The organism is Pedobacter psychrotolerans (genome assembly GCF_004340665.1).
Classification (GTDB): Bacteria; Bacteroidota; Bacteroidia; order Sphingobacteriales; family Sphingobacteriaceae; genus Pedobacter; species Pedobacter psychrotolerans.
Map to the genome: position 1 here is coordinate 385,479 of NZ_SLWO01000001.1, position 21,974 is coordinate 407,452.

The 21,974-nt window shown below is 38.7% G+C and carries 17 protein-coding genes and 1 tRNA gene; 11 read left to right on the forward strand and 7 right to left on the reverse strand.

Annotation, left to right across the window (positions count from 1 at the left end; all coding sequences use genetic code 11):
- Nucleotides 1-58 precede the first annotated feature (58 nt).
- Both EV200_RS01665 and EV200_RS01670 read left to right on the forward strand, forming a co-directional pair.
- A tRNA-Phe gene (locus tag EV200_RS01665) sits at nucleotides 59-131 on the forward strand.
- Between the two features lie 302 nt (nucleotides 132-433).
- On the forward strand, nucleotides 434-2,017 hold the full coding sequence (locus EV200_RS01670) for a S41 family peptidase (RefSeq protein WP_132529087.1): 1,584 nt from the start codon (nucleotides 434-436) through the stop codon (nucleotides 2,015-2,017).
- Nucleotides 2,018-2,054: 37 nt separating this feature from the next.
- On the opposite strand, the gene EV200_RS01675 is transcribed toward EV200_RS01670, so the two are convergent.
- Nucleotides 2,055-2,657 (reverse strand): Rossmann-fold NAD(P)-binding domain-containing protein, encoded by a 603-nt coding sequence (locus EV200_RS01675; RefSeq protein ID WP_029283121.1) that lies wholly within the window; start codon nucleotides 2,655-2,657, stop codon nucleotides 2,055-2,057.
- Nucleotides 2,658-2,729: 72 nt separating this feature from the next.
- Nucleotides 2,730-3,080, reverse strand: a complete 351-nt coding sequence (locus EV200_RS01680; RefSeq protein WP_132529088.1) for a hypothetical protein — start codon at nucleotides 3,078-3,080, stop codon at nucleotides 2,730-2,732.
- Nucleotides 3,081-3,179: 99 nt separating this feature from the next.
- On the opposite strand from EV200_RS01680, the gene EV200_RS01685 reads away from it, so the two are divergent.
- From EV200_RS01685 to EV200_RS01720, 8 genes are all read left to right on the forward strand, one after another.
- Nucleotides 3,180-3,662, forward strand: a complete 483-nt coding sequence (locus tag EV200_RS01685) for a GNAT family N-acetyltransferase (protein ID WP_132529089.1) — start codon at nucleotides 3,180-3,182, stop codon at nucleotides 3,660-3,662.
- 107 nt (nucleotides 3,663-3,769) lie between these two features.
- Complete coding sequence (locus EV200_RS01690; RefSeq protein WP_132529090.1) at nucleotides 3,770-4,237, forward strand: pyrophosphohydrolase domain-containing protein; 468 nt, start codon at nucleotides 3,770-3,772, stop codon at nucleotides 4,235-4,237.
- A gap of 505 nt (nucleotides 4,238-4,742) precedes the next feature.
- Nucleotides 4,743-5,834 carry an L-rhamnose/proton symporter RhaT gene (rhaT, locus tag EV200_RS01695; protein WP_132529091.1) on the forward strand — a complete coding sequence of 364 codons (1,092 nt, stop codon included), beginning with the start codon at nucleotides 4,743-4,745 and terminating at the stop codon, nucleotides 5,832-5,834.
- A 28-nt stretch (nucleotides 5,835-5,862) separates the two neighbouring features.
- Nucleotides 5,863-7,983 carry a bifunctional aldolase/short-chain dehydrogenase gene (locus EV200_RS01700; protein WP_132529092.1) on the forward strand — a complete coding sequence of 707 codons (2,121 nt, stop codon included), beginning with the start codon at nucleotides 5,863-5,865 and terminating at the stop codon, nucleotides 7,981-7,983.
- Between the two features lie 187 nt (nucleotides 7,984-8,170).
- Nucleotides 8,171-9,451 carry a TIM barrel protein gene (locus EV200_RS01705; RefSeq protein WP_132529093.1) on the forward strand — a complete coding sequence of 427 codons (1,281 nt, stop codon included), beginning with the start codon at nucleotides 8,171-8,173 and terminating at the stop codon, nucleotides 9,449-9,451.
- A gap of 17 nt (nucleotides 9,452-9,468) precedes the next feature.
- On the forward strand, nucleotides 9,469-10,848 hold the full coding sequence (locus EV200_RS01710) for an FGGY-family carbohydrate kinase (RefSeq protein ID WP_132529094.1): 1,380 nt from the start codon (nucleotides 9,469-9,471) through the stop codon (nucleotides 10,846-10,848).
- Between the two features lie 60 nt (nucleotides 10,849-10,908).
- Nucleotides 10,909-11,940 (forward strand): GntR family transcriptional regulator, encoded by a 1,032-nt coding sequence (locus EV200_RS01715; RefSeq protein WP_132529095.1) that lies wholly within the window; start codon nucleotides 10,909-10,911, stop codon nucleotides 11,938-11,940.
- Nucleotides 11,941-12,026: 86 nt separating this feature from the next.
- Nucleotides 12,027-15,410 (forward strand): DEAD/DEAH box helicase, encoded by a 3,384-nt coding sequence (locus EV200_RS01720; RefSeq protein WP_132529096.1) that lies wholly within the window; start codon nucleotides 12,027-12,029, stop codon nucleotides 15,408-15,410.
- A gap of 713 nt (nucleotides 15,411-16,123) precedes the next feature.
- On the opposite strand, the gene EV200_RS01725 is transcribed toward EV200_RS01720, so the two are convergent.
- The 4 genes from EV200_RS01725 to EV200_RS01740 all read right to left on the reverse strand — a co-directional run bounded on the left by EV200_RS01725 (nucleotide 16,124) and on the right by EV200_RS01740 (nucleotide 19,241).
- Nucleotides 16,124-16,942, reverse strand: a complete 819-nt coding sequence (locus EV200_RS01725) for an SDR family oxidoreductase (RefSeq protein WP_132529097.1) — start codon at nucleotides 16,940-16,942, stop codon at nucleotides 16,124-16,126.
- Nucleotides 16,943-16,984: 42 nt separating this feature from the next.
- A complete protein-coding gene (locus EV200_RS01730) occupies nucleotides 16,985-17,920 on the reverse strand; it encodes an NAD-dependent epimerase/dehydratase family protein (RefSeq protein ID WP_132529098.1) in 936 nt (311 codons plus the stop codon).
- A gap of 87 nt (nucleotides 17,921-18,007) precedes the next feature.
- A complete protein-coding gene (locus EV200_RS01735; RefSeq protein WP_132529099.1) occupies nucleotides 18,008-18,613 on the reverse strand; it encodes a Crp/Fnr family transcriptional regulator in 606 nt (201 codons plus the stop codon).
- A 46-nt stretch (nucleotides 18,614-18,659) separates the two neighbouring features.
- Nucleotides 18,660-19,241: a thymidine kinase gene (locus EV200_RS01740; protein WP_029283148.1), complete on the reverse strand. Its 582-nt coding sequence runs from the start codon at nucleotides 19,239-19,241 to the stop codon at nucleotides 18,660-18,662.
- A gap of 123 nt (nucleotides 19,242-19,364) precedes the next feature.
- On the opposite strand from EV200_RS01740, the gene EV200_RS01745 reads away from it, so the two are divergent.
- Complete coding sequence (locus EV200_RS01745; RefSeq protein ID WP_132529100.1) at nucleotides 19,365-20,564, forward strand: hypothetical protein; 1,200 nt, start codon at nucleotides 19,365-19,367, stop codon at nucleotides 20,562-20,564.
- Between the two features lie 146 nt (nucleotides 20,565-20,710).
- On the opposite strand, the gene rodA is transcribed toward EV200_RS01745, so the two are convergent.
- Nucleotides 20,711-21,973 carry a rod shape-determining protein RodA gene (gene rodA, locus EV200_RS01750; protein ID WP_132529101.1) on the reverse strand — a complete coding sequence of 421 codons (1,263 nt, stop codon included), beginning with the start codon at nucleotides 21,971-21,973 and terminating at the stop codon, nucleotides 20,711-20,713.
- Nucleotide 21,974 lies beyond the last annotated feature (1 nt).

The window sequence follows — 21,974 nt, forward strand, 5'->3', positions numbered from 1 at the left end:
AAATAAAGAAGAATTGCATCTTTAAAAAATAATACTACCTTTGCAATCCCAAACGGATGGTGCCATAGCTCAGTCGGTAGAGCAAAGGACTGAAAATCCTTGTGTCCCTGGTTCGAATCCAGGTGGCACCACTTCCAAAAGCCTTTCAGAAATGAAAGGCTTTTTTGGTTTAATACCATATAAAGATGTCATAATTTCAAAGGTTTGATCTATTTCGTTTACTAATTATAGGTTATTTTGGAACTGATACCATACCTATCTATTCTCAGTTAAAAGTAATTTAATCGATTAATTGCAGTTTATTATCGATACACAGATGAGTTTTTACAATAATTAAGAATAAATTTAGTTCTTGAAATGATTTAATTTTACTGCTTAGCATCTTTTCAATGGCAACCCTCGTATATCTACAAAATCCCCTATCTACGCAAATATGAAATATTACAAATACAGTTACCTCATGGTTATTATACTAATGGGTACAAGCTTATTTATGGCTTGTAAGAAGGAGAGTGCTACGCCTGAAGAACCCATTACGCCTGTAGCTGCCAGCAGAGATGAATTGACTAAAGATTCGATTTTTCTTTACACAAAGGAACTTTATTATTGGAATACTTCATTGCCAACTTATGATGCCTTCAAGCCACGTAGTTTTAGTTCTAACGAGGCTGAACTTTATGCCCTTACACAATATTCATCAGATCCATCTACCGGAAAACCTTATGAATATGTAAATGGCTCCAGCGATCCAAAATATTCTTTTTTTGATTATGTTGCTACAACGGCTAAAGTGTCTGCTTTGAAAGCGGATGTAAACGGAACATCAAATGATTATGGCTTCTCTGTAAACTACCAAACTACCTCGGATTTAAGGGTGAAATATGTTTATCCAAATTCACCCGCCAGTCTTCAGGGCTTATCAAGAGGTTGCAAAATTACCAGTATCAACGGAAGAACCAATTTAACTTATAGCAGTTCTACTGTGAACTTTTTAAATGATGCCATTTTCGGCAGTAATGCCTCTATTGCACTTACTTTTATAGGTTTGGATAACGTAACCAAATCGGTTACTATAAATTCATCAAGCTATACTGTCAATCCTATATTTTATACTAATGTATATACTGTTGGTACTAAGAAAGTAGGTTACCTGGTTTTCAACAGTTTTACCAATAATGTTTCAGCAGCATTAAAAACCGTTTTTTCCAATTTCGCATCACTAGGTGTAACAGAGCTGGTGGTAGATTTAAGATATAATGGTGGTGGTTATGTTTCTACAGCAACCGAGATGATTAATCTTGCTGCTCCAATTGCTCAGAATGGTAAGGTAATGTACACTACTTATTATAATAACTATTTACAGAATTTAACAACTGCTCAAAGAAAAGCATCTATTCTTGCTCATCAGCCATTATTGGATGGTGATGACAAGCTCCAGCCTTTTACAACAGGCGTAAATGGGAAGTATGCCACTTATGCCGATCTAGATTACACTTCAGGATCAACAGATAATATTGAACTATTTGCAAAATCTGGATCTTTAACTTTATCAAGAATATATTTTATCGTAAGCGGATCTACAGCATCAGCAAGTGAGCTGGCTATAAATAGTTTAAAACCTGTAATGGACGTAAAACTGATTGGCGAAACAACCTATGGTAAACCTGTTGGGTTTTTCCCGATCAGGATAGATAAACTGGACATGTATGTTCCGGAATTTGAAACTAAAAATCAGTCTGGCGTTGGTGGGTATTACAGTGGATTAACTGTTGATAAAGAGGCTTACGAGGATTTAACAAAAACCTGGGGTGATGAATCGGAGACCTTATTAAGCTATGCACTTTTATATGCCAGAACAGGAAGTTTTGTAACTACCACGGCAAAAACGGCAAGTTTGAAAGCTTCATCGACCATTATGCCAGAAAAATTATCTTCTGCAGAACTTAAGCAAGTATCTAAAAGTCTTGACCAGCACAGTTTTCAAGGCATGCTGCTTAAACCCGGAAAGAGATTTTAAACAAAAACCCCCTCGCTGATTCGGCGAGGGGGTTTGTTTATAACAGGATTTTACTACTGATGTCTTTGTTGATGGTAATGTATCCGGGATACTTGACCGGGGTGTTTCCCAACATAAAAGTGGGCTTAATTTTAATTGTCAACAGGCCAAGCTTTTCATCTTTTGAAGAGGAACCTTTTTGTGCTGCTTTAATGATGTCATTAAAAACATTTCCATTGGATACCAAGCCATAAATATTGCTCACCAATTGTACCGGAACGGTAACCGTTTGTCCTTGAGCAATACTCACATTCTGATTTACGATGCCTTGGGCTAAATCCGTATTATTCACCAGAATTTTGTATTCAAACTGATTGATGGCCGCTAAATTACTAGAGGGGTTGGTGATTTCCAGATTCAGGTTTGCCCGAAGCGGAATATCTTTTCTCAGCAAACCAAGTGCTACGCCTGGTAAACTGGTTAAACTGAAAGTTTGTTGTTGCATTAATTGCTTAATGTCTGCACCAGCAATTGATACTTGTTTTACTCCGGTAATTTTATAGGTGCAATCTTCCAGCGCTTTAATTTGCTGTGCTTGCCGATTTATTCCGCAACCAAATATAGTTAGGGTAAAGAGGCATAACAATAGTGTATTTTTCATGTTAATCATAACGGTAAATTAGTAAAACTATTTCAGCAGTAAGAAAGCTTTAACAAAAATTAGCATGATACCTTATGGGGTTACCGTTTCAATTCCATTATGTTCATTATCTGAACCTTCTTTACCTTCGTCATCAGTGTCTTCTTCAATATCAGCTTCCTGATTAGTTTCTGATTCAGTTGAGGCAGATGGTTTTTCTTCACTTTGATCGGTACCCTCGCCTTCAGTTACTTTTTCGGCATCATTGTCTTCTGATTCATCTGTTGACTGATCTTCTTTAACTTCGTTCTGATTTTCAGGCTCGCCTGGTGTAACTTCTTCTTTGTGGGCAGTTGGCACTACAGTTTCAATCTCTTTCTGAACTTCATCTGTTGGTTTTGGATGCTCATTTTTGTTTTCATTTGCTATTTTATCATTTTCCATAGTATTATCTTTTTCTTTATTAAATGAATTCAACTGCAATTTTGTTTCAAATTTCTTCAGTGCATAGTTGTCAAACTTTAAATTTGAGAAAAAAATATTATGGCCATCATTTACAGAACAATAGAGGAAAAGGATAATCAGGAGCTTGCTTCATTAATCAGGACTGTATTAAGAGAGTTTAAGATTGATAAACCTGGAACTGTTTATACAGATCCGACAACGGATCATTTATCTAAAGTTTTTGAATTGCCGCAATCGGCTTACTGGATTGCGGAAGAAGATGGTGTTATCATTGGTGGCTGTGGGATTTTCCCAACATCAGGTTTACCCGAAGGTTGTGTGGAACTGGTAAAATTGTATACAGCTGTTTCTGCTAGGGGTAAAGGGATAGGTAAAATGTTGATGCAGAAAAGTATCTCCTCTGCACAGCATTTTGGATATAATGAAATTTACCTGGAGTCGTTTCCTGAATTATCTGCTGCTATTGGTATGTATGAAAAAGCCGGATTTAAAAAACTATCGGCACCTTTGGGTCAATCAGGTCATTTTGCCTGTAACATTTGGATGCTGCTCGTTTTATAAAGCGAAATATTGATGAGATCATTACTAATTGCTGGCGATGTTTAACTTATGTTTAGATAATTCTTGCTGTTTTTTTACTTTTGCTGCCATAAATTAAACCAAACCACATGCAAGAAACAAATTCACTTAATCAGGTTGCAGAATTTCATACTACTTTTAAACACCCTATTTTAGAAACCCCAGCTATTCCTTCAAAACAAAGGGCAAACTTAAGAATTGCACTTTTGGCTGAAGAGTTAAAGGAATTGCAGGAGGCTGTAGAAAACGACGATTTAGTTGAAGTAGCCGATGCACTTTGTGACTTACAATATGTTCTGGCTGGTGCTATACACGAATTTGGCTTAGGTGGTAAGTTTAAAACGCTGTTTGATGAAGTGCATCGCTCAAACATGAGCAAGGCCTGCAAAACAGTAGAAGAAGCGGAATTGACGATTAAACATTATTTCGATAAAGATCAAACGGAATCATATTATAAAGAAGTTGATGGACTGTTTTTAGTTTTCAGAAAGGCAGATGATAAGACCTTAAAGTCGATTAATTATTCGCCAGCTGACTTGAAATCACATTTGCTTTAATGGGCTTCAGATGAAGTTATTTTATAGCCGGCAGATTTGCCGGCTTTTTTTATTATTGCCCGCAGATTCTATTATTTAGCTTCAAAGATTTCTCCACTTAGGTCGAAATGACGAGATTATGCTAGCGTTCGTTTCTAACAAGCATTAAATCACTTCGTAATTTTATCGTCTTCTAATTCGTATAATCGTCATTGCGAGAAGGCTTTTTCAGCCGACGAAGCAATCTATCTAGCGGATTAGATTGCTTCCCTGAAAGGTCGGGGGCAAGCTGTCGTTCCTCTTAGCAATGACGATTTATCTATTATTTAGCTTCAAAGATTTCTCCACTTCGGTCGAAATGACGAGATACGCTAATGCTCGTTTTTCATGAGCGTTAAATTACTTCGTAATTTTATCGTCTTCTAACTCGTAAGATCGTCAATACAAGTAAACCGACATAACAGTGCATGACAGTTAAATATGCCTTAATTTCTATTTTGGACCAACCAAATATCCAATATAGAGCATGCAGGCAATTTTAGGCGTCATTTTTCATTTCTTCGGTGGTTTCGCATCAGGAAGTTTTTATATCCCATTCAAGAAAGTTAAAGGTTGGGCCTGGGAAAGCTACTGGATTGTTGGTGGAATTTTCTCCTGGCTCATCGTACCGCCACTAGCCGCATATTTAACCATTCCAAATTTCAGCGACATTATAGCCACTACCAATGGCCATATTCTAATCTTAACTTACTTTTTTGGTGTGCTTTGGGGGATAGGTGGCTTAACCTATGGCTTAGGTGTTCGCTATCTCGGCGTGTCATTGGGTAGCAGCATTATTCTCGGCTTATCGATGGTCATCGGGTCTATTTTGCCATCTATTTATTTTGATGTTTTTCCGCAGGAAGGAAAAGATACCTTCACCATGTTTGTGCAAACCGATTGGGGCAGAATGGTGATGTTAGGGCTTTTTGTTTGCGTAATTGGCATCATCATCTGCGGTAAGGCAGGGGTGATGAAGGAAAAAGAAATCAACTCAGATATTACCGATCCACACGGACTCGAAGTTAAAACAGAATTCAAATTCGGTCTGGGCTTATTTGTTGGTATCGTTTCAGGCGTATTGAGTGCTTGTTTTAATTTTGGTTTAGAAGCAGGGAAACCCATGGCCGATGCAGCTAACCAGATCTGGAAAGCTGCCCATCCATCAGAAACTGGTAACTTCCTTTTTCAAAATAATGTAACCTATGTGGTAGTGCTTTGGGGTGGCTTAACCACTAATTTTATTTGGTGTATGATTTTAAACGCCCGTAATAAAACCTTCAGAGATTACACAAAAAAATCAACTCCGTTATTAAAAAACTACATCTTTTCTGCACTTGCCGGAACCACCTGGTTTTTGCAGTTCTTTTTCTACGGAATGGGAGAAAGCAAAATGGGCAATGGTGCCAGTTCATGGATTTTACATATGGCATTTATCATCCTGATTGCCAACGTATGGGGATTGATTTTGAAAGAATGGAAAGGGGTATCACGAAAAACATTAACCACCATTATTGCCGGCATATTAACCATTATCGTTTCAGTATTGATTGTGGGTTATGGTAATTCAATTAAATAATAAGTAAAAAAAGTAATCATTAATATACATGTCTGTTAAAGAAACAAATTATAAGTACGTAAGCTACTTATGGGATGACGAAGAAGCCGCAAAATTGGCTGGAGATGAAGTTGCATTATTAATTTACCGCTCTAATTTGTTGGGCGCAGATTTGCGTCTCACTAATTATGGTGGTGGAAATACTTCATGCAAGTTAATGGAAAAAGATCCGCTTACCGGTAATGAAACCGAAGTGATGTGGGTTAAAGGATCGGGTGGTGATTTAGGAACATTGAAGAAAAGTGGATTAGCTGCTCTTTATATAGATCGCCTCCGCAGTTTAAAAAATATTTACCGTGGCGTAGAACACGAAGATGAAATGGTTGAACTGTTTAATCACTGTATTTTTGATTTAAGTTCTAAAGCACCATCAATTGATACCCCTTTACATGGTTTCCTGCCATTTGCACATATTGATCACCTACATCCGGATGCTGCTATTGCTATTGCTGCGGCTAAAGACGGTAAAAAAATCACTGAAGAATTATTCGGTGGAACAATTGGTTGGGTAGAATGGAAAAAACCAGGTTTTGAACTAGGCTTGCAATTAAAGCAATGTCTTGATGAAAATCCAGGTATACGCGGAATTATGTTAGGCTCCCATGGTTTATTCACCTGGGGTGATACGGCTTATGAAAGTTATTTAAATACGCTGGATGTAATCGAAATCTGTTCCGATTATCTTGCTCAAAACTATGGTAAAAAAGGGCCGGTTTTCGGCGGACAAAAAATAGAAAGTGCTACTGATGTTAACCGCAAAAAACAAGCAGCTGCATTAGCGCCTGTACTTCGTGGTTTATGTTCTTCTAAACAACACATGATCGGTCATTTTACTGATGATGTTCGCGTTTTAGAATTTACAAACTCCAATGATCTTTCGCGTTTGGCACCAATGGGTACCAGCTGTCCGGATCACTTTTTAAGAACAAAGATTAGTCCGTTGGTTTTAGATTTGGCAATTGATGCTGATCTATCCGATGTAAAGGCAATAAAAGAAAAACTGTTACCTGCGTTTGAGGCTTACAGAGCAATGTATACAGATTATTATGAAACCTGTAAACATCCAAACAGTCCTGCGATTCGTGATACCAATCCAGTGGTAATTTTATATCCAGGTGTAGGTATGTTCACCTTCTCAAAGGATAAACAAACGGCAAGGGTTGCGGCAGAGTTTTACATCAATGCCATTAACGTGATGAAAGGCGCTGAGGCAATTTCATCATATACTTCTTTACCTCATCAGGAAGCATTTAATATCGAATACTGGTTATTGGAAGAAGCCAAGCTGCAACGGATGCCTAAGCCAAAACCACTTACTGGCAAAATTGCCTTAATCACGGGTAGCGCTGGCGGTATCGGTAAAGCTATTGCCAAGAAATTTGTTGCTGAAGGTGGTGTGGTCATTTTAAATGATATGAATGCAGAACGTTTGGAAGAAGCCGGAGCTGAATTTGCCAAACAGTTTGGTAAAGATGCTTACAGTACAGCGCTTTTAAATGTAACCAGTCAGGAAGATATTGATGGTGCTTTTAATGCTGCGGCTTTGGCTTTTGGAGGGATTGATATCGTTGTCAATAATGCGGGCTTATCCATTTCTAAAACCATTGGTGATCACTCTGAAAAAGATTGGGATTTATTGTACGATGTGTTAGTGAAAGGCCAGTTCTTCATTACGCAGGCTGCAACAAAGATGATGCAAAAGCAAGATGTTGGTGGTGATATCATTAATATTGTAAGTAAGAACGCCTTGGTAAGCGGACCAAATAATGCTGGTTATGGAAGTGCGAAGGCTGCTCAACTTCATTTAAGCAGACTAAATGCTGCCGAATTGGGTGCAGATCACATTCGGGTAAATGTAGTTAATCCTGATGCGGTAATTAGCGACAGCAACATTTGGGCTGGCGGATGGGCCGAAGGTAGAGCGAAAGCGTATGGTGTTACCGTTGCGGAATTGCCTGCGTATTATGCGAAACGCACCTTGTTAAACCAGATTATTTTACCTGATGATATCGCAAACGCCTGTTTCGCTTTTGTAGGTGGCTTATTGCAAAAATCTACAGGGAACGTATTAAATGTGGATGGCGGGGTAGCCATGGCATTTGTAAGATAGAATAGCGTACATTTTCGATCCGTTAATACTAATCGAAAATGTTGAAATTGAATTAAGTTAGTTTTAGTAAGTTGTTTTCTCGGTCTGTGGTTTCCACAGACCGAAAATGACTTTTAGAAGGAGCATCCACCAGTTGGAAAATAATGGCGATCTCGCCGATGATTAACCTAACACACCAAATATTGCAATGAATATTGAGCAGAACCAAATAGAAAAACATAACGATTCCCTTTCTACTTCACACCAGCGCAAGTTGGATTTCTTAAAGGAAGATTGGTCGCATGTTGACCTAGAAAGCGTCATCCAAAAATTAGTAGATTTTCAAATTGCCATTCCGAGTTGGGCCTTAGGTACGGGCGGAACCCGTTTCGGTCGTTTTGCTATTACAGGCGGTGAGCCTAGAACTATTGAAGAGAAAATCGAAGATGTAGGTTTGCTACATGCTCTGAATGGTGCTAGTGGTGCAATTTCGCTTCATATTCCATGGGATATTCCTCAGAATGCAGAAAGCTTAAAAAGTTTGGCTTCCAGCTATGGCTTGAAGTTCGATGCAATGAATTCAAACACGTTTCAAGATCAGGCAGGTTCTGCACATAGCTATAAGTTCGGTTCACTCCAAAATGTGAACAAAGCTATTCGTCAGCAAGCTATTGAACATAACATCGAAGTAATTAAACATGGGATCGCCTTAGGTTCTGATGCTTTAACGGTTTGGTTGGCAGATGGATCTTGTTTTCCAGGTCAGTTAAACTTCCGTAAAGCTTTCGAAAATACCTTGGAAAGCTTACAGGAAATTTATGCGGCCTTACCGGAAGACTGGAAAATCTTCGTAGAATATAAAGCCTTCGAGCCTAATTTCTATTCTACAACCGTTGGCGATTGGGGTCAATCTTTATTGTATGCCAGTAAATTGGGTAAGAAAGCTTACACGCTGGTAGATTTAGGTCATCATTTACCAAATGCCAACATTGAGCAGATTGTAGCCTTACTTTTAATGGAAGGAAAGCTGGGAGGCTTCCATTTTAATGATTCCAAATACGGCGATGACGATTTAACTGCCGGAAGCATCAAGCCTTATCAATTGTTCTTAATTTTTAACGAACTGGTAGAAGGAATGGATGCAAAAGGCATGAACCATGCAAAAGATTTAGGCTGGATGATTGATGCCTCACACAACGTGAAAGATCCTTTAGAAGATTTACTGCAATCTGTAGAAGCCATTATGATTGCTTATGCACAGGCTTTATTGGTAGATAGAAATGCATTAAAGGTTGCTCAGGATAATAATGACGTAGCAAAAGCGCAAGAAATTCTGCAAAATACTTTCCGTAGCGATTTAAGACCATTGGTTGCTGAAGCGAGATTAAGAGCTGGTGCAGTGTTATCGCCAATTGGATTATACCGCGATTTAGCCGTGAGAAGTAATTTAGTTAATCACCGTGGAAATACTGTAGCTACAGGTTTATAATTGAAGAGGAAGTAGAAATGCCTAAACCTGTTATCGCCATATTTGATGTTGGAAAAACGAATAAAAAACTATTTTTAATTGATGAGAATTATAGCATTGTTTACGAAAGGTCGGCACGTTTTGTAGAAACGGTAGATGAAGATGGCGAAGCTTGCGAAAACCTCGAAAGCTTAAAATCTTCCGTATACGATTCGTTGAACCAAGTGATGCAGTTAAAAGAGTTCGATATTAAAGCCATCAATTTTTCAACCTATGGTGCCAGTTTTGTTTACCTGGATGAATCTGGAGAACCCTTAACACCACTTTATAATTATTTAAAGGAATATCCTGAAGTGCTTAAAAAAGCATTTTATGTGAAATATGGAGGAGAAGAGAAAATTTCTCTGGAAACTGCTTCACCTGTTTTGGGAAGTTTAAATTCTGGCATGCAACTTTATCGACTGAAAAATGAAAGGCCTGAATTGTTTAACCGCATCAAGTATGCCTTGCATTTACCGCAATACCTCAGCTATTTGCTTACCGGAAAAGCGGTGGCAGATATCACGAGTATTGGCTGCCATACACAGCTTTGGGATTTCAACAAAGATGAATACCACCAGTGGGTTAAAACAGAAGAAATAGATCAAAAATTTGGTGAGTTCACGCCTGCAGATACAACCATTAAAACCACATTTTTGGGTAAAGAAGTAAGTGTTGGTGTGGGCCTGCATGATAGTTCTGCTGCATTAATTCCATACCTGGCAAACTTTAATACACCTTTTGTACTCCTTTCTACCGGAACATGGTGTATCAGCCTTAATCCGTTTAATCAGGAGCCACTTCAGGCCGATGAATTAAAGAAGGATTGTTTGTGCTACATGCATTTTAAAGGTAAGGCGGTAAAGGCTTCCCGAATTTTTGCAGGGAATGAACATGAGGTGCAGCTTAAGCGAATTGCTACACATTTCGATCGTGCAGCATACCTCTTCAAACATTTAAAGTTTAATCCCGGATTGGTTTTAAAGCTGGTTAATAAAGTACCTGAAAATCAACATGCACAAATGGCATTTTCATTAACTTCTGCTTTCCCAGCACGTGATTTAAATATCTTCCAAACGGCTGAAGAAGCTTATCATCAATTGATTATAGATTTGATTAAACAACAGGTTTACTCGCTTAAGCTCATTCTAAATCCTGGCGTGAGGCGGATTTTTGTGGACGGTGGGTTTGGGAAAAATGCCATCTATATGCATTTACTGGCCAGCGCCGTGCCGGATATTGAAGTTTATGCTTCTTCTGTATCTCAGGCCACTGCAATTGGAACTGCATTGGCCATTAATAATGTTTGGAATGATAATCCTGCACCAACCGATATGATTAACCTAAAGTATTATTCTGCCATTCAGCGAACGTTATAATACAAAATCTGATCAGGCAGCAGATTTTTTCATATATTCGAAACCCTAGCAAAGAATCGTTTGAAACCAGAAGATATCCTAAATTATATTCAAATTGATGAGTATTCATCAACACCAAAGTATAAGCAGTTAACCAATGCTATTTTGAATGGAATTGATATGGGTAAGTTGAAAAAAGGAAGTTTGCTTCCTTCTATTAATGAGCTCAGCTTTAGTCTTGAAATGTCTAGAGATACTGCAGAAAAAGGTTATCGCAATCTTCGTAAACTTGGTGTGGTAGATTCTGTTCCTGGAAAGGGGTATTTTATCATTAACACTGATTTTACCAGAAAACTAAAGGTTTGTTTGCTCTTTAACAAACTGAGTACCCACAAAAAAATCATTTACGATTCCTTTACCAAGGCTATCGGAGAGCATGCTGCAATTGATTTTTACATCTATAACAATGATTATGTTTTCTTCAAGAAAATGATCATCAGCAAAAAGGATGATTACACACACTTTGTCATTATTCCGCATTTTTTGGAAGGGGGAGAGAATGCTCATGAAGTCATTAACACTATTCCAAAAGAGAAACTAATCATTTTAGATAAGCTCCTACCCGGAGTAACCGGAGATTACGCTGCGGCCTATGAGAATTTTGCACAAGACATTTATGCAGCCTTAGAGCAAGCCCTCAGCCGACTTTCCAATTATACCACACTTAAAATTATTTTCCCTAAGAACAGTTATTTCCCACAAGAAATTTTAAGTGGTTTTTACAGGTTTTGCCAGCAATATGCATTCGCGCATAAGGTAATCCATAACATTAAGGAAGAGGAAATTCAACCTGGTGAAGTTTATATCAATTTAATGGAGGATGATTTAGTTACCCTAATTGAGCGGCTGATTATTTTAAAACTCGAAATAGGAAAAGATGTAGGTGTAATTTCTTATAATGAAACCCCATTAAAGAGGATTATTCTAGATGGAATTACCACGATATCGACCGATTTTAGTTTTTTAGGTACGCAGGCTGCGGAATTTGTGCTGAACGGAAAAACAGAAAAAGTTGCTGTTCCATTTTATCTCAATCTGAGAAATTCATTGTAATATTAAAACTTAATCATTTTGAAACAATACTGATTTTCTAAACCTGCAAGGTTTATGCTATTTTTACACTTTACAAATTTGTTTAAATGAGCGAAGATAAGGCAGGAACATCATCAGTATTCTCTAATCCATATGATTACGTATTGCATGATTTCAACCTGAAGGATTTAAATGGCATTTTCATTTTAAAGCACCTTAGTCAGGAAGTTCATACACATGCCAAAGGCTTTTTTAATCTCCATCCTGAACAAATAGAAATTGATTTCGCTGCTTTTAGTCACCAGGAATCAGATTTCGTTTTTCCAATCGTTCAAGTGCAGCAAACGGAAAATGCGGTGAAATTATCTTGTCGCTGTGCTGCACCAAAAAACAAATTATGTGCGCATCAGGCGCAGGTATTGTACAATATTCTAAACAGGGAAGATCTGGCTATCTTTTTTGATGAACGCTTACGTCGGCAAAAACTACATGCTATTGCGCTAGATTACGGACTAGAAAAGGAGAAGAATCTGGATGCTGTTTTTGTATTAAGCTATCGGGAGGGAATGTTGCAAATTAAACCTAAAATGGGGGCTTTGCAGCCATTTAATAAAGAGGCAAGTCAGCAAATGGCAGATATTTTATTGCCTCAGCAAAAAAGTACAGGTAGATTAAAACCTGTACATGATTTGAGTAAAATCATTTTGGTATTGGGCCAGCATCGGTATTATAGCAACCTATCCATCGAATTATATAAGGCAGATCAAACAAAGACCGGGAAGATTAAAAATCCGTTACAACGGATAAACCTGAATAGTCTTTTATTTCAGACGGATGATAGCGATGAACTGAAGTTTTATAGTGGCATTTCTACCTTCCAGGCCAATTACAATAACGATCAAACCGGCGAAGAAATTGAAGCCCTTAAGGCTATCGTTAAAAATCCGCAGAACATTCCTTTTTATCTGCAGGATCAAAAGCAAACCAATATTCAGGCTTCGACTATTAGCCCTGTAAAGGTGCAGCTACTTGATCTTGATTTACGCCTTTCAGTTAATCAGCTAAAAGATTTCTATGAAATTACAGGTCGCTTAACCATTGAAGGGAAATCCTACGAGCTCGATCAGCTGGTTCTGGTGCATCAATATTTCGTTAAACTGAAAGACCAGCTTTATTTAATCACCAGGCCTGATTTTTTACGTGTAATTGGCTTTTTTCAAAAGCAAAGCAACCGTTTAATTTTACATAAAACAAAGTATCCAGAGTTTCAAAAACTGATTTTAATCCAGCTGGAAGGTAGCATTAAGGTTGACTATACCTATCTTAAACCTGCTACGGCAGATCAACTGGAGGAAAAGGGTTTCGATCTTGAAAACGAACAGTTAATTTATTTATCTGAATCAGAAGATTATATTTTACTTACACCCGTGATGCGTTATGGTAACCTGGAGATTCCGGTGCTTTCAAAGCGGCAGATTCAGGCACAGGATAAACTCGGTAATGTTTTTACCCTCCACCGTGAAGAGGAAGCTGAACTGCAGTTTATTGCCAGCATTCTAAAGCAACATCCTTATTTCTACGATCAGGAAACCAATGATTCTTTCTATTTACATCGGAAACGTTTTCTAGAAGAAGCCTGGTTCTTAGAGGCCTTCGAAGTATGGCGCAATAAGGGGATTCATATATTAGGTTTTAATCAACTTAAAAATAATAAACTCAATCCGCATCAGGCTCAGATTAATATCGAGGTTTTAAGTGGTACCGATTGGTTTGAAACCAAGGTGAAGGTAAAGTTTGGTAAACAGCAGGTTGCCTTGAAGCATTTGCATAAGTCAATCCGGAATAAGAGTAAGTTTATTACCCTTGATGATGGAACACAGGGCATTTTACCACATGAATGGATTCAGAAATTTACCGATTATTTTAATGCAGGAGAGGTAACTGATGAAGCCATTTTAACGCCTAAAATTAAGTTTGCCACGTTAAACGATCTTTACGAAGATGCGCTCCTGGATGGAGAAGTGAAAAATGAGTTGAAACGCTACCAGCAAAAGTTTGAGGGTACAGATTCTATACAAGAAATTGAAGTTCCGGAAAGCCTGAATGCTACTTTGCGTCCTTATCAGAAAGATGGTTTAAACTGGCTAAATTTTCTGGATGACTTTAATTTCGGTGCTTGTTTGGCAGATGATATGGGACTGGGTAAAACCATCCAGATTCTAGCTTTCATTTTATCACAACGTGGAAAAGTAAGTCATAATACTAACCTGGTGGTGGTTCCTGCATCATTGATTTTTAATTGGAAAGCCGAGGTAGAGAAGTTTGCACCATCTATTACCGTAAAAACCATTTATGGCAATGAGCGAATCAAAACTACTGATGAATTTGATCAGTTTGAAATCGTAATCACTTCTTATGGTACGCTACTTTCTGATATTCGCTTTCTGAAGGATTATCGGTTCAATTATATTTTCTTGGATGAATCTCAAAACATTAAGAACCCCGAATCTCAACGATACAAGGCCGTTAGGTTGCTAAAATCGCGGAACAAAGTGGTGATGACGGGCACGCCAATTGAAAATAATACCTTCGACCTTTACGGGCAATTGTCTTTTGCTTGTCCGGGTTTGTTTGGGAGTAAACAGCAGTTTGCAGATTTATATTCTACGCCGATAGATCAGTTTAAAGATAAAAAGCGGGCAGAAGAGTTGCAAAAGAAAATCAGGCCATTTTTGATGCGGCGCACCAAAGAACAGGTGGCTAAGGAACTTCCGGATAAAACAGAGATTGTGCTTTATTGTGAAATGGGTACAGAACAGCGGGAGGTTTATGAAGCAAACAAAAAGGAAATTCAAGATTACATCCTGGGTAAAACCGAAGATGAATTGCCCAAAAGTGCCATGCATGTGTTGAAAAGCATCACCATGCTGCGACAGATTTGTAACTCTGCGGCGTTGTTGGCCGATGGAAAATCGTATCTCCAGGCTTCATCAAAAATTGAGGTATTGATGGAGCAGATTGAAGGCAAGGCGAGAAATCATAAAATACTGGTGTTTTCTCAATTTGTGACCATGCTGGATCTAATTAAAAAAGAATTGGAGAGCAGAAATATTAAGTACGCATACCTGACAGGCCAGACTCGAAATAGGGAAGAGGTGGTCAAATCTTTTCAGGAAAATGAAGAGATCCCGGTTTTCTTAATCAGTTTGAAGGCGGGTGGAACGGGTTTAAACTTGACATCGGCTGATTATGTTTACCTGGTTGATCCATGGTGGAATCCAGCGGTTGAAAATCAGGCGATTGATCGGGCCTATCGGATTGGTCAGCATAAGAATGTAATGGCGGTGCGGTTGATTTGTCCGGATACGATTGAGGAAAAGATTATGAAACTGCAGGCGTCAAAAAAAGATTTGGTTAAGAATTTAATTCAAACTGATGGTGGGTTTTTTAAAGGATTGAGTAAAAAAGAGTTGTTGGGATTGCTGGGGTGATGATTTATAAATGTGAATCAACTTGCGAAGTCTCGAAGGCCATTGTGCAGCAAGACTTCGCCAGTTTTCCAATAGTGTTTTTATTGCGAAAGAAGGGCAGGGTTTAACGATGCAGTGAAGCAACTTGGTTTGTGAAAAAGATTGCTTCGTTGGCTGAAAAAGCCGCCTCGCAATGACGACAATATGAATTCGTCGCTCTTCTTCGCAAAAATGGAATGGTTACGCTATTTCAAACTGAAATTGATTCAGGAACTTATTAAATGCAATATAAGTTGCAGATAAGGGAGTGAGAAATGTCTGGTTTGGTGCTTTTAGGTTGGGGATGCTTCGTGCCTCAGCATGACAGCGTGGGGTGAGGCGGTTTTTTTAATAGCATGTTTTCATGGTGAACTTTGTGGCATTCGTCCTCCTGAACTTGATTCAAGAACTTATTAAATGCAATATAAAAGTGCAGATAAGGGAGTGAAAAGTGTCTGGTTCGGTGCTTTTAGGTTGGGGATGCTTCGTGCCTCAGCATGACAGTGTGGGGTGAGGTGGTTTTTTAATAGCATAATTTCATCGTTAACTTTGTGGCGTTCGTCATCCTGAACTTGATTCAAGAACTTATTAAATGGAATATAAAAGTGCAGGTAAGGGAGTGAGGAATGTCTGGTTCGGTGGTTTTAGGCTGGGGATGCTTCGTGCCTCAGCATGACAGCGTAGGGTGAACGGACTTAAGCTATTCCTACCTGAAACTCATACTTCAAATACTCTCGAACATGTACACTTTCCACCACTTTCCAGGCCTTTTTCTCTGAAATAAACTCAGGAACTACCAAACCTGTATTTTTAGCGGCAGCGGTATAAAATTCTTGTCTGCTGGGGTGATCAGGAGAACAAACATTATAAATTCTGCCAAAAGCCTGTTTATCTATGATGGCCATTGCTATTCCTACTGCATCTGTTTGGTGAATCAGGTTAACCGGAGCTAAACCATTCGGGATATTTGTTTTGCCGGCGAAGAACCGTCCAGGATTTCGGTCTGGCCCAATTAATCCCGCAAAGCGGATAATTGTGAAGTGATCAGGCATTTCCTTTTTCAACACTTCTTCAGCTGCTAATACTGCCTTACCTGAATCTGTATCGGGCTTTGTTTCACTGATTTCAGTTACAATTTGATTTTCATCACCATAAACACTCGTGGAGCTTATCAAGATAATGTTTTCTACTTTGCCCATTGCAGCGTTAAGGATTGCTGCTATCTTTTGTGCATAATCATTTAACTCTGGTGAATTCCGCTTCGGTGGAATACAGATCAATAAAATATCTGCATCAAAAAATTCCTGATCTGCAACGATTTGATCTGCACTGAAATTCACCAGATATGGTTGGATGCCTTCATCGGCAAGTATAGCCAATTTATCAGGGGTAGTGGTAGAGCCTTTAACCTGATAGCCACTTGCAATAAGTTTTTTTGCAAAAGCAAGACCGAACCAGCCGCAACCTAAAATGGAAACGTTTTTGTTTGGTGCAAATTTTTGATTTGTCAACATAATCAAAGATAATCCTTCTGCATTTAACTGGCAGGGGAATGGCTAAATATTTTGCTTTTTGTACATCGTTTCTGAAATATTTTTAATTCCATCAGCATAACTGGTGGGTTTGACATCAAAGTATTGCTCAAATTTTGAAGAATCAAACTGATAGTCATGATCATATTGATAATACATTTCTACCGTACCTGCAACCGCTTTTTTGAAAAGCCCGACTAAACGCAGCATCAGTTTATTAATGTTCGTATGTTTAGGTTCAACCTGATAGATTTGTGCGGCCAACTGCATAAATTCATTACCTGTTATGGGTTTGGCTGTAGGCAGGTGCCAGATTTGATTGTCTGATTTTGGTTCCTGTCCCAGGATGTACAGGCCCTTGCCCACATCTGGTATGTATGAAAAGTTGTGCAGCATTTTAGGATTGCCCACCCACTGTGCGCTTTGGTTTTTTGAAAACTTATCCAGAACCATCATATCAATAAAACTGTTCATGGAATCTGCTCCATAAAAATCAGCTGCCCTTGCAATGCTGGCCTGAATATTTCCTGCGGATACTTCATCCATTACTTTGGTGGCTATGCCGGCACGTATTTCACCTTTAACGCTACAAGGATTATATGGTGTAAGTTCGGTAATCGGGCCTTTTACTAATCCATACATGTAGATGTTATCAAGAAAAATCAGGCGTGCACCAACACTTTTAACCGCCGTAATCACATTACTGATAATTATCGGCCATTGTTGTTGCCAAATTTTTACATCGTAAATTATCCCTGCGCAAAGGTAAACCACGGTTGCACCTTTCACCGCTTCGATTACCTGCATTTCATTTAATAAATCTGCCTGAACCCAGCTTTGGTTTTGATTGGAAACAGCAATTGGTTTTCTGCTCACCAGGCGAACGGTTTTATTCTGGGCTAGTAATTCTGCTGTAAGCGCGTTGGCACTTGGTCCGCCGGCTCCTAATATAACATACATATTTTCGTGTTTTAATATCACCAAAAATAGCTGTGGGATGAGGTTTAAAACGTTAACAAAAGATAAGGTTTTGATTTAATACGGAGATTAGGCGTGTACCTTTAAGGTTCTCTTTCTAATTCTCGAAAGCGACACGGGTGTGATCCCCAAAAAATTAGCTACATAATGCTGAGGGATGCGCAGAAATATTTCGCCGGCATTCTTCTGCATATCGAGATAGCGTTCTTCAGGACTTTGAATGATAAAGCTGGCTACTCTATCTTCATAACAGCAAATATAATATTCTGCAATCCGGCGGCCAAACTGCTCAATTTTAAAGGCAATGGCCGGATTATTTTCCATGAGCTCAAAGTTCTTTTTAGAAATCAGGATCAATGTGGTTTTTTCTATCGCCTGGATATAGTTGGTATTGGGACGTCGGGTTAAAAAACTTTTGTAAGCACTCACCAGTTCATTTTCAAAGCTGAAATATCCGGTAATTTCTATGCCTTCACGAACATGAAAATACCTCATGGCGCCACGCAGAATAAAGCCCATATGATCGCAAACCTTGTCTGGAACAGCAAAAAATTCTTTTTTTTCGTAGTGCCTGAACTCGAGGTATTGCTTAAAAATTTCCCATTCAGCATCACTGAAAGAGACAAATTTTTTCAATTCAGTGCGTAAATGATTCAGGTGTATGGTGTTATCCATGGTGGGTATTAAAGGCCTTATTTTTACAGACTAAGATAGTGAATTTCTATCCTTTATCCAGGTGATAACAAGCACGGCAACGCGGCTCGTAACTTTCTTTTTCACCTAATAGAACGGTCGAATCGTTTGCCACTGTTCTATAACTGAAAAGGGCGGGATTACCGCAACATACACAAACGGCATTTACCTTGGTTACATGTTCTGCAATGGCCATTAAAGCGGGCATCGGACCAAAAGGTTTGCCCGTAAAATCCATATCCAGGCCGGCAACAATTACCCGTATGCCCCGCAGCGCAAGTTTATTGCAAACATCGGGAAGTTCATTATCAAAGAATTGTGCTTCATCAATGCCCACTACCTGGGTGTTGGTGCCTAATAATAAGATGGCTGAAGCACTGTCAACAGGGGTAGAGTTGATGGAATTTAAATCGTGAGAAACCACGGCTGTTTCATGGTAACGGGTATCGGTTCGTGGCTTAAAAATCTCGACATTTAATTTAGCAATTTGAGCCCTTTTTAATCTTCTGATCAGTTCTTCAGTTTTGCCAGAAAACATGGAACCACATACCACTTCAATACTGCCTGAAAACTCGCCTCTCCTTCTAAAATTTTGTTCACTAAATAACATGTCCGATCTATTATGCCCTGGTGTGTTCTCTATTAATTTAAAACCGAACAAATATCATAATTATGTGTTATTTTTGGGTACATAGTTACCAACATAAATCAGCACAAAATCCGTTTTAAGTTTATGATGAATCAGCAAAATATCTTCAAAAAAGTCGGTAGTATTTTAACAGAATTGAATGAGCAGTATGAATTTCTTGCTCAGAATCCACAACAGTTAAATCACCTGGAACTGGAATTGTTTTTAGCTAATGCAGACTTTCTTGCTGATCATGTACGGATTGTTCAGAAGCTAAATGTGATTAATGAAAAGCCAAATCCGGTTATCAATCAGCCTTTATTGGAAGAACAAAATACCATCATTTTACCGGAAACACCTCAAAGTTATTTAGAGGATGATCAGGCCTTTGATCCTCAGGAACTGGAAGAGGTGATTACTGCGGAGGAAAAGGAGGAACGGATAGACGTGAAACCAGCGCAGGAACTGTTAGATGATGAGGCTATAAAAAATGATATTGCTGAGAAGGTACTTGAAAAGGACTTTTTTAAGCCAGACCAGGATGACCACAGTTTTGAATTTGTTTTAGGAAATCACAGTGCTGATGATCAATTTGATTATGAAGCCAAATCTGTTGAAGAGATTTTCGACAGGCCTTTAAGTAGGGCTGAAGAAGAGATTCTGGCACAGAAGAAAAAAATACATGAAAAAGAAGAGGCGCCTTTAACTACCCAGGATGAGGCTGTATTGAATGAAGAAGATGAAATTGGTCCGGAGCCTTTTTTAATTGAACATGAAGCGGAGGTTGAACCGAAAGTTCCTGAAACCATTGAGCCTATTGTTTTTGCGGAAGAGCCTTTAATTGAAACGCCTATTGCAACGACATCTGAACCGATACCTTCGCTTAAAGATGTCGAGATGGATGAGCCTATCATTTCTCCGCCAGTATATGATAAACCAATATTTACACCGGAAGCGATTCCGGTTAAACCTACAGAACAACCCATTGTAGCTGCTAAACCCGCTCAAAGTTTAAACGATTTGCTGGCTAAAACCAATGCGCAGGGTGATGAACCGGTTAAGGCACCTATCGCTGATTTGAAACAGGCCATTAACCTTAATGAGAAAATGCTTTTTATTAAAGATTTATTCAAAGGATACAATCTGGCTTATTCGGAAGCAATCGATATCGTTAACAAAATGAACAGCTTTGAAACAGCCAATAACTTTTTGCAAAGCAATTATGCGATGAAGTATGATTGGGCCAGTAAACAGGCAACTGTTGATCAGTTTTATGAATTATTGAACAGAAGATTTAGTAAATAGGGAAGTTGGTTAGATGGTTAGATGGGTTAGGGGTTTAGAAGGTTAGTTGGTAGGGGGGAAGTTGGTTAGAGGGTTATGGGGCTAGATAGCGAGGTTAGTGAGTGAGGAAAAAGGGTTAGGGTTGTATGCTATTTTTGTTTTATTGCTTAGAAAAACCCCATTCTGTTTGAATCGAGTTTTAGAAAGATGAATAACAATATGGTGAAACTCCAGAGGGAGGAACCACCATAACTAATCAGGGGCAATGGAATTCCAATTACGGGAATAATGCCAATCGTCATGCCGATATTGATAAATACGTGGAAGAAAAGAATGCAGGCTACACTATAACCGTAAACCCTGGAAAAGGTAGATCTTTGTCTTTCTGCCAGATTGATTAACCTTAATAGCAGGAAAATATACAGGGCAATAACAATCGAACAGCCTAGAAATCCCCATTCTTCACCGATAGTAGAGAAGATAAAATCGGTACTTTGTTCTGGGACATAGCCATATTTGGTTTGCGTACCTTCTAAGAAACCACGACCTGTTACCTGTCCGGAGCCAATGGCAATTTGGGATTGAATCACATTATAACCCGCACCTCTGTTATCTGTTTTAAGGCCTAACATCAGCTCAATTCTGCTTCTTTGGTGCGGAGCCAATACCTTTTCATAGGCCACTTTAATTAGGAATAAGTATCCTATAGCCAATACTGTAACCAAAACAGTAGAGAAAATTATTTTCTGTTTCCTGCGGTTATTGTAGATAAAGAGGCCGGCAACTGCGGTGATAATGAGGATAAGAATGTATGTTGGCACCAGGAAATCTGCAATAAACAATACAATCATTCCCAGGAATATCAATAGAAAATAACCTGATAAACCTTCCCGGTATAGGGGAAACATAAAGGCTAAAAATACTAATGCAGAGCCTGTATCTGGCTGAAGCATAATTAATACTAATGGTGCCCCAACAATTAATGCGGCTATGGCAATGGATTTGAAATCTCTAAACTTCGGGTTAAAACTACCTACATACCTGGCGAGAAGCAGTGCCGTGCCAAACTTGGCAAATTCTGCTGGTTGTAGCTTAAAGGAGCCTATGGCAATCCATGCCTGATTCCCGGCAACCTTATTTCCAATGACTAAAACGGCCAGCAAAAGCAGTAATGTGCCTCCATAAATAAAAGGGGAAAATACATTAAATACTCTCCCATCGAAAAGTAATATCGAAAGGCCAAGCACCAGGCCTGTTAGCACGTAAATTAATTGCTTTCCGTATAGGGTATTGAAATTAAATACAGATGACTTTTCAGGAGGAACGGAAGCGAAAATATTAATAAAACCAACTGCACAGAGGGCAATATAAATTAAAACAGTAATCCAGTCTACATTAAAAAAGAAACGATTTCCCTGTTGTTGCTGCATA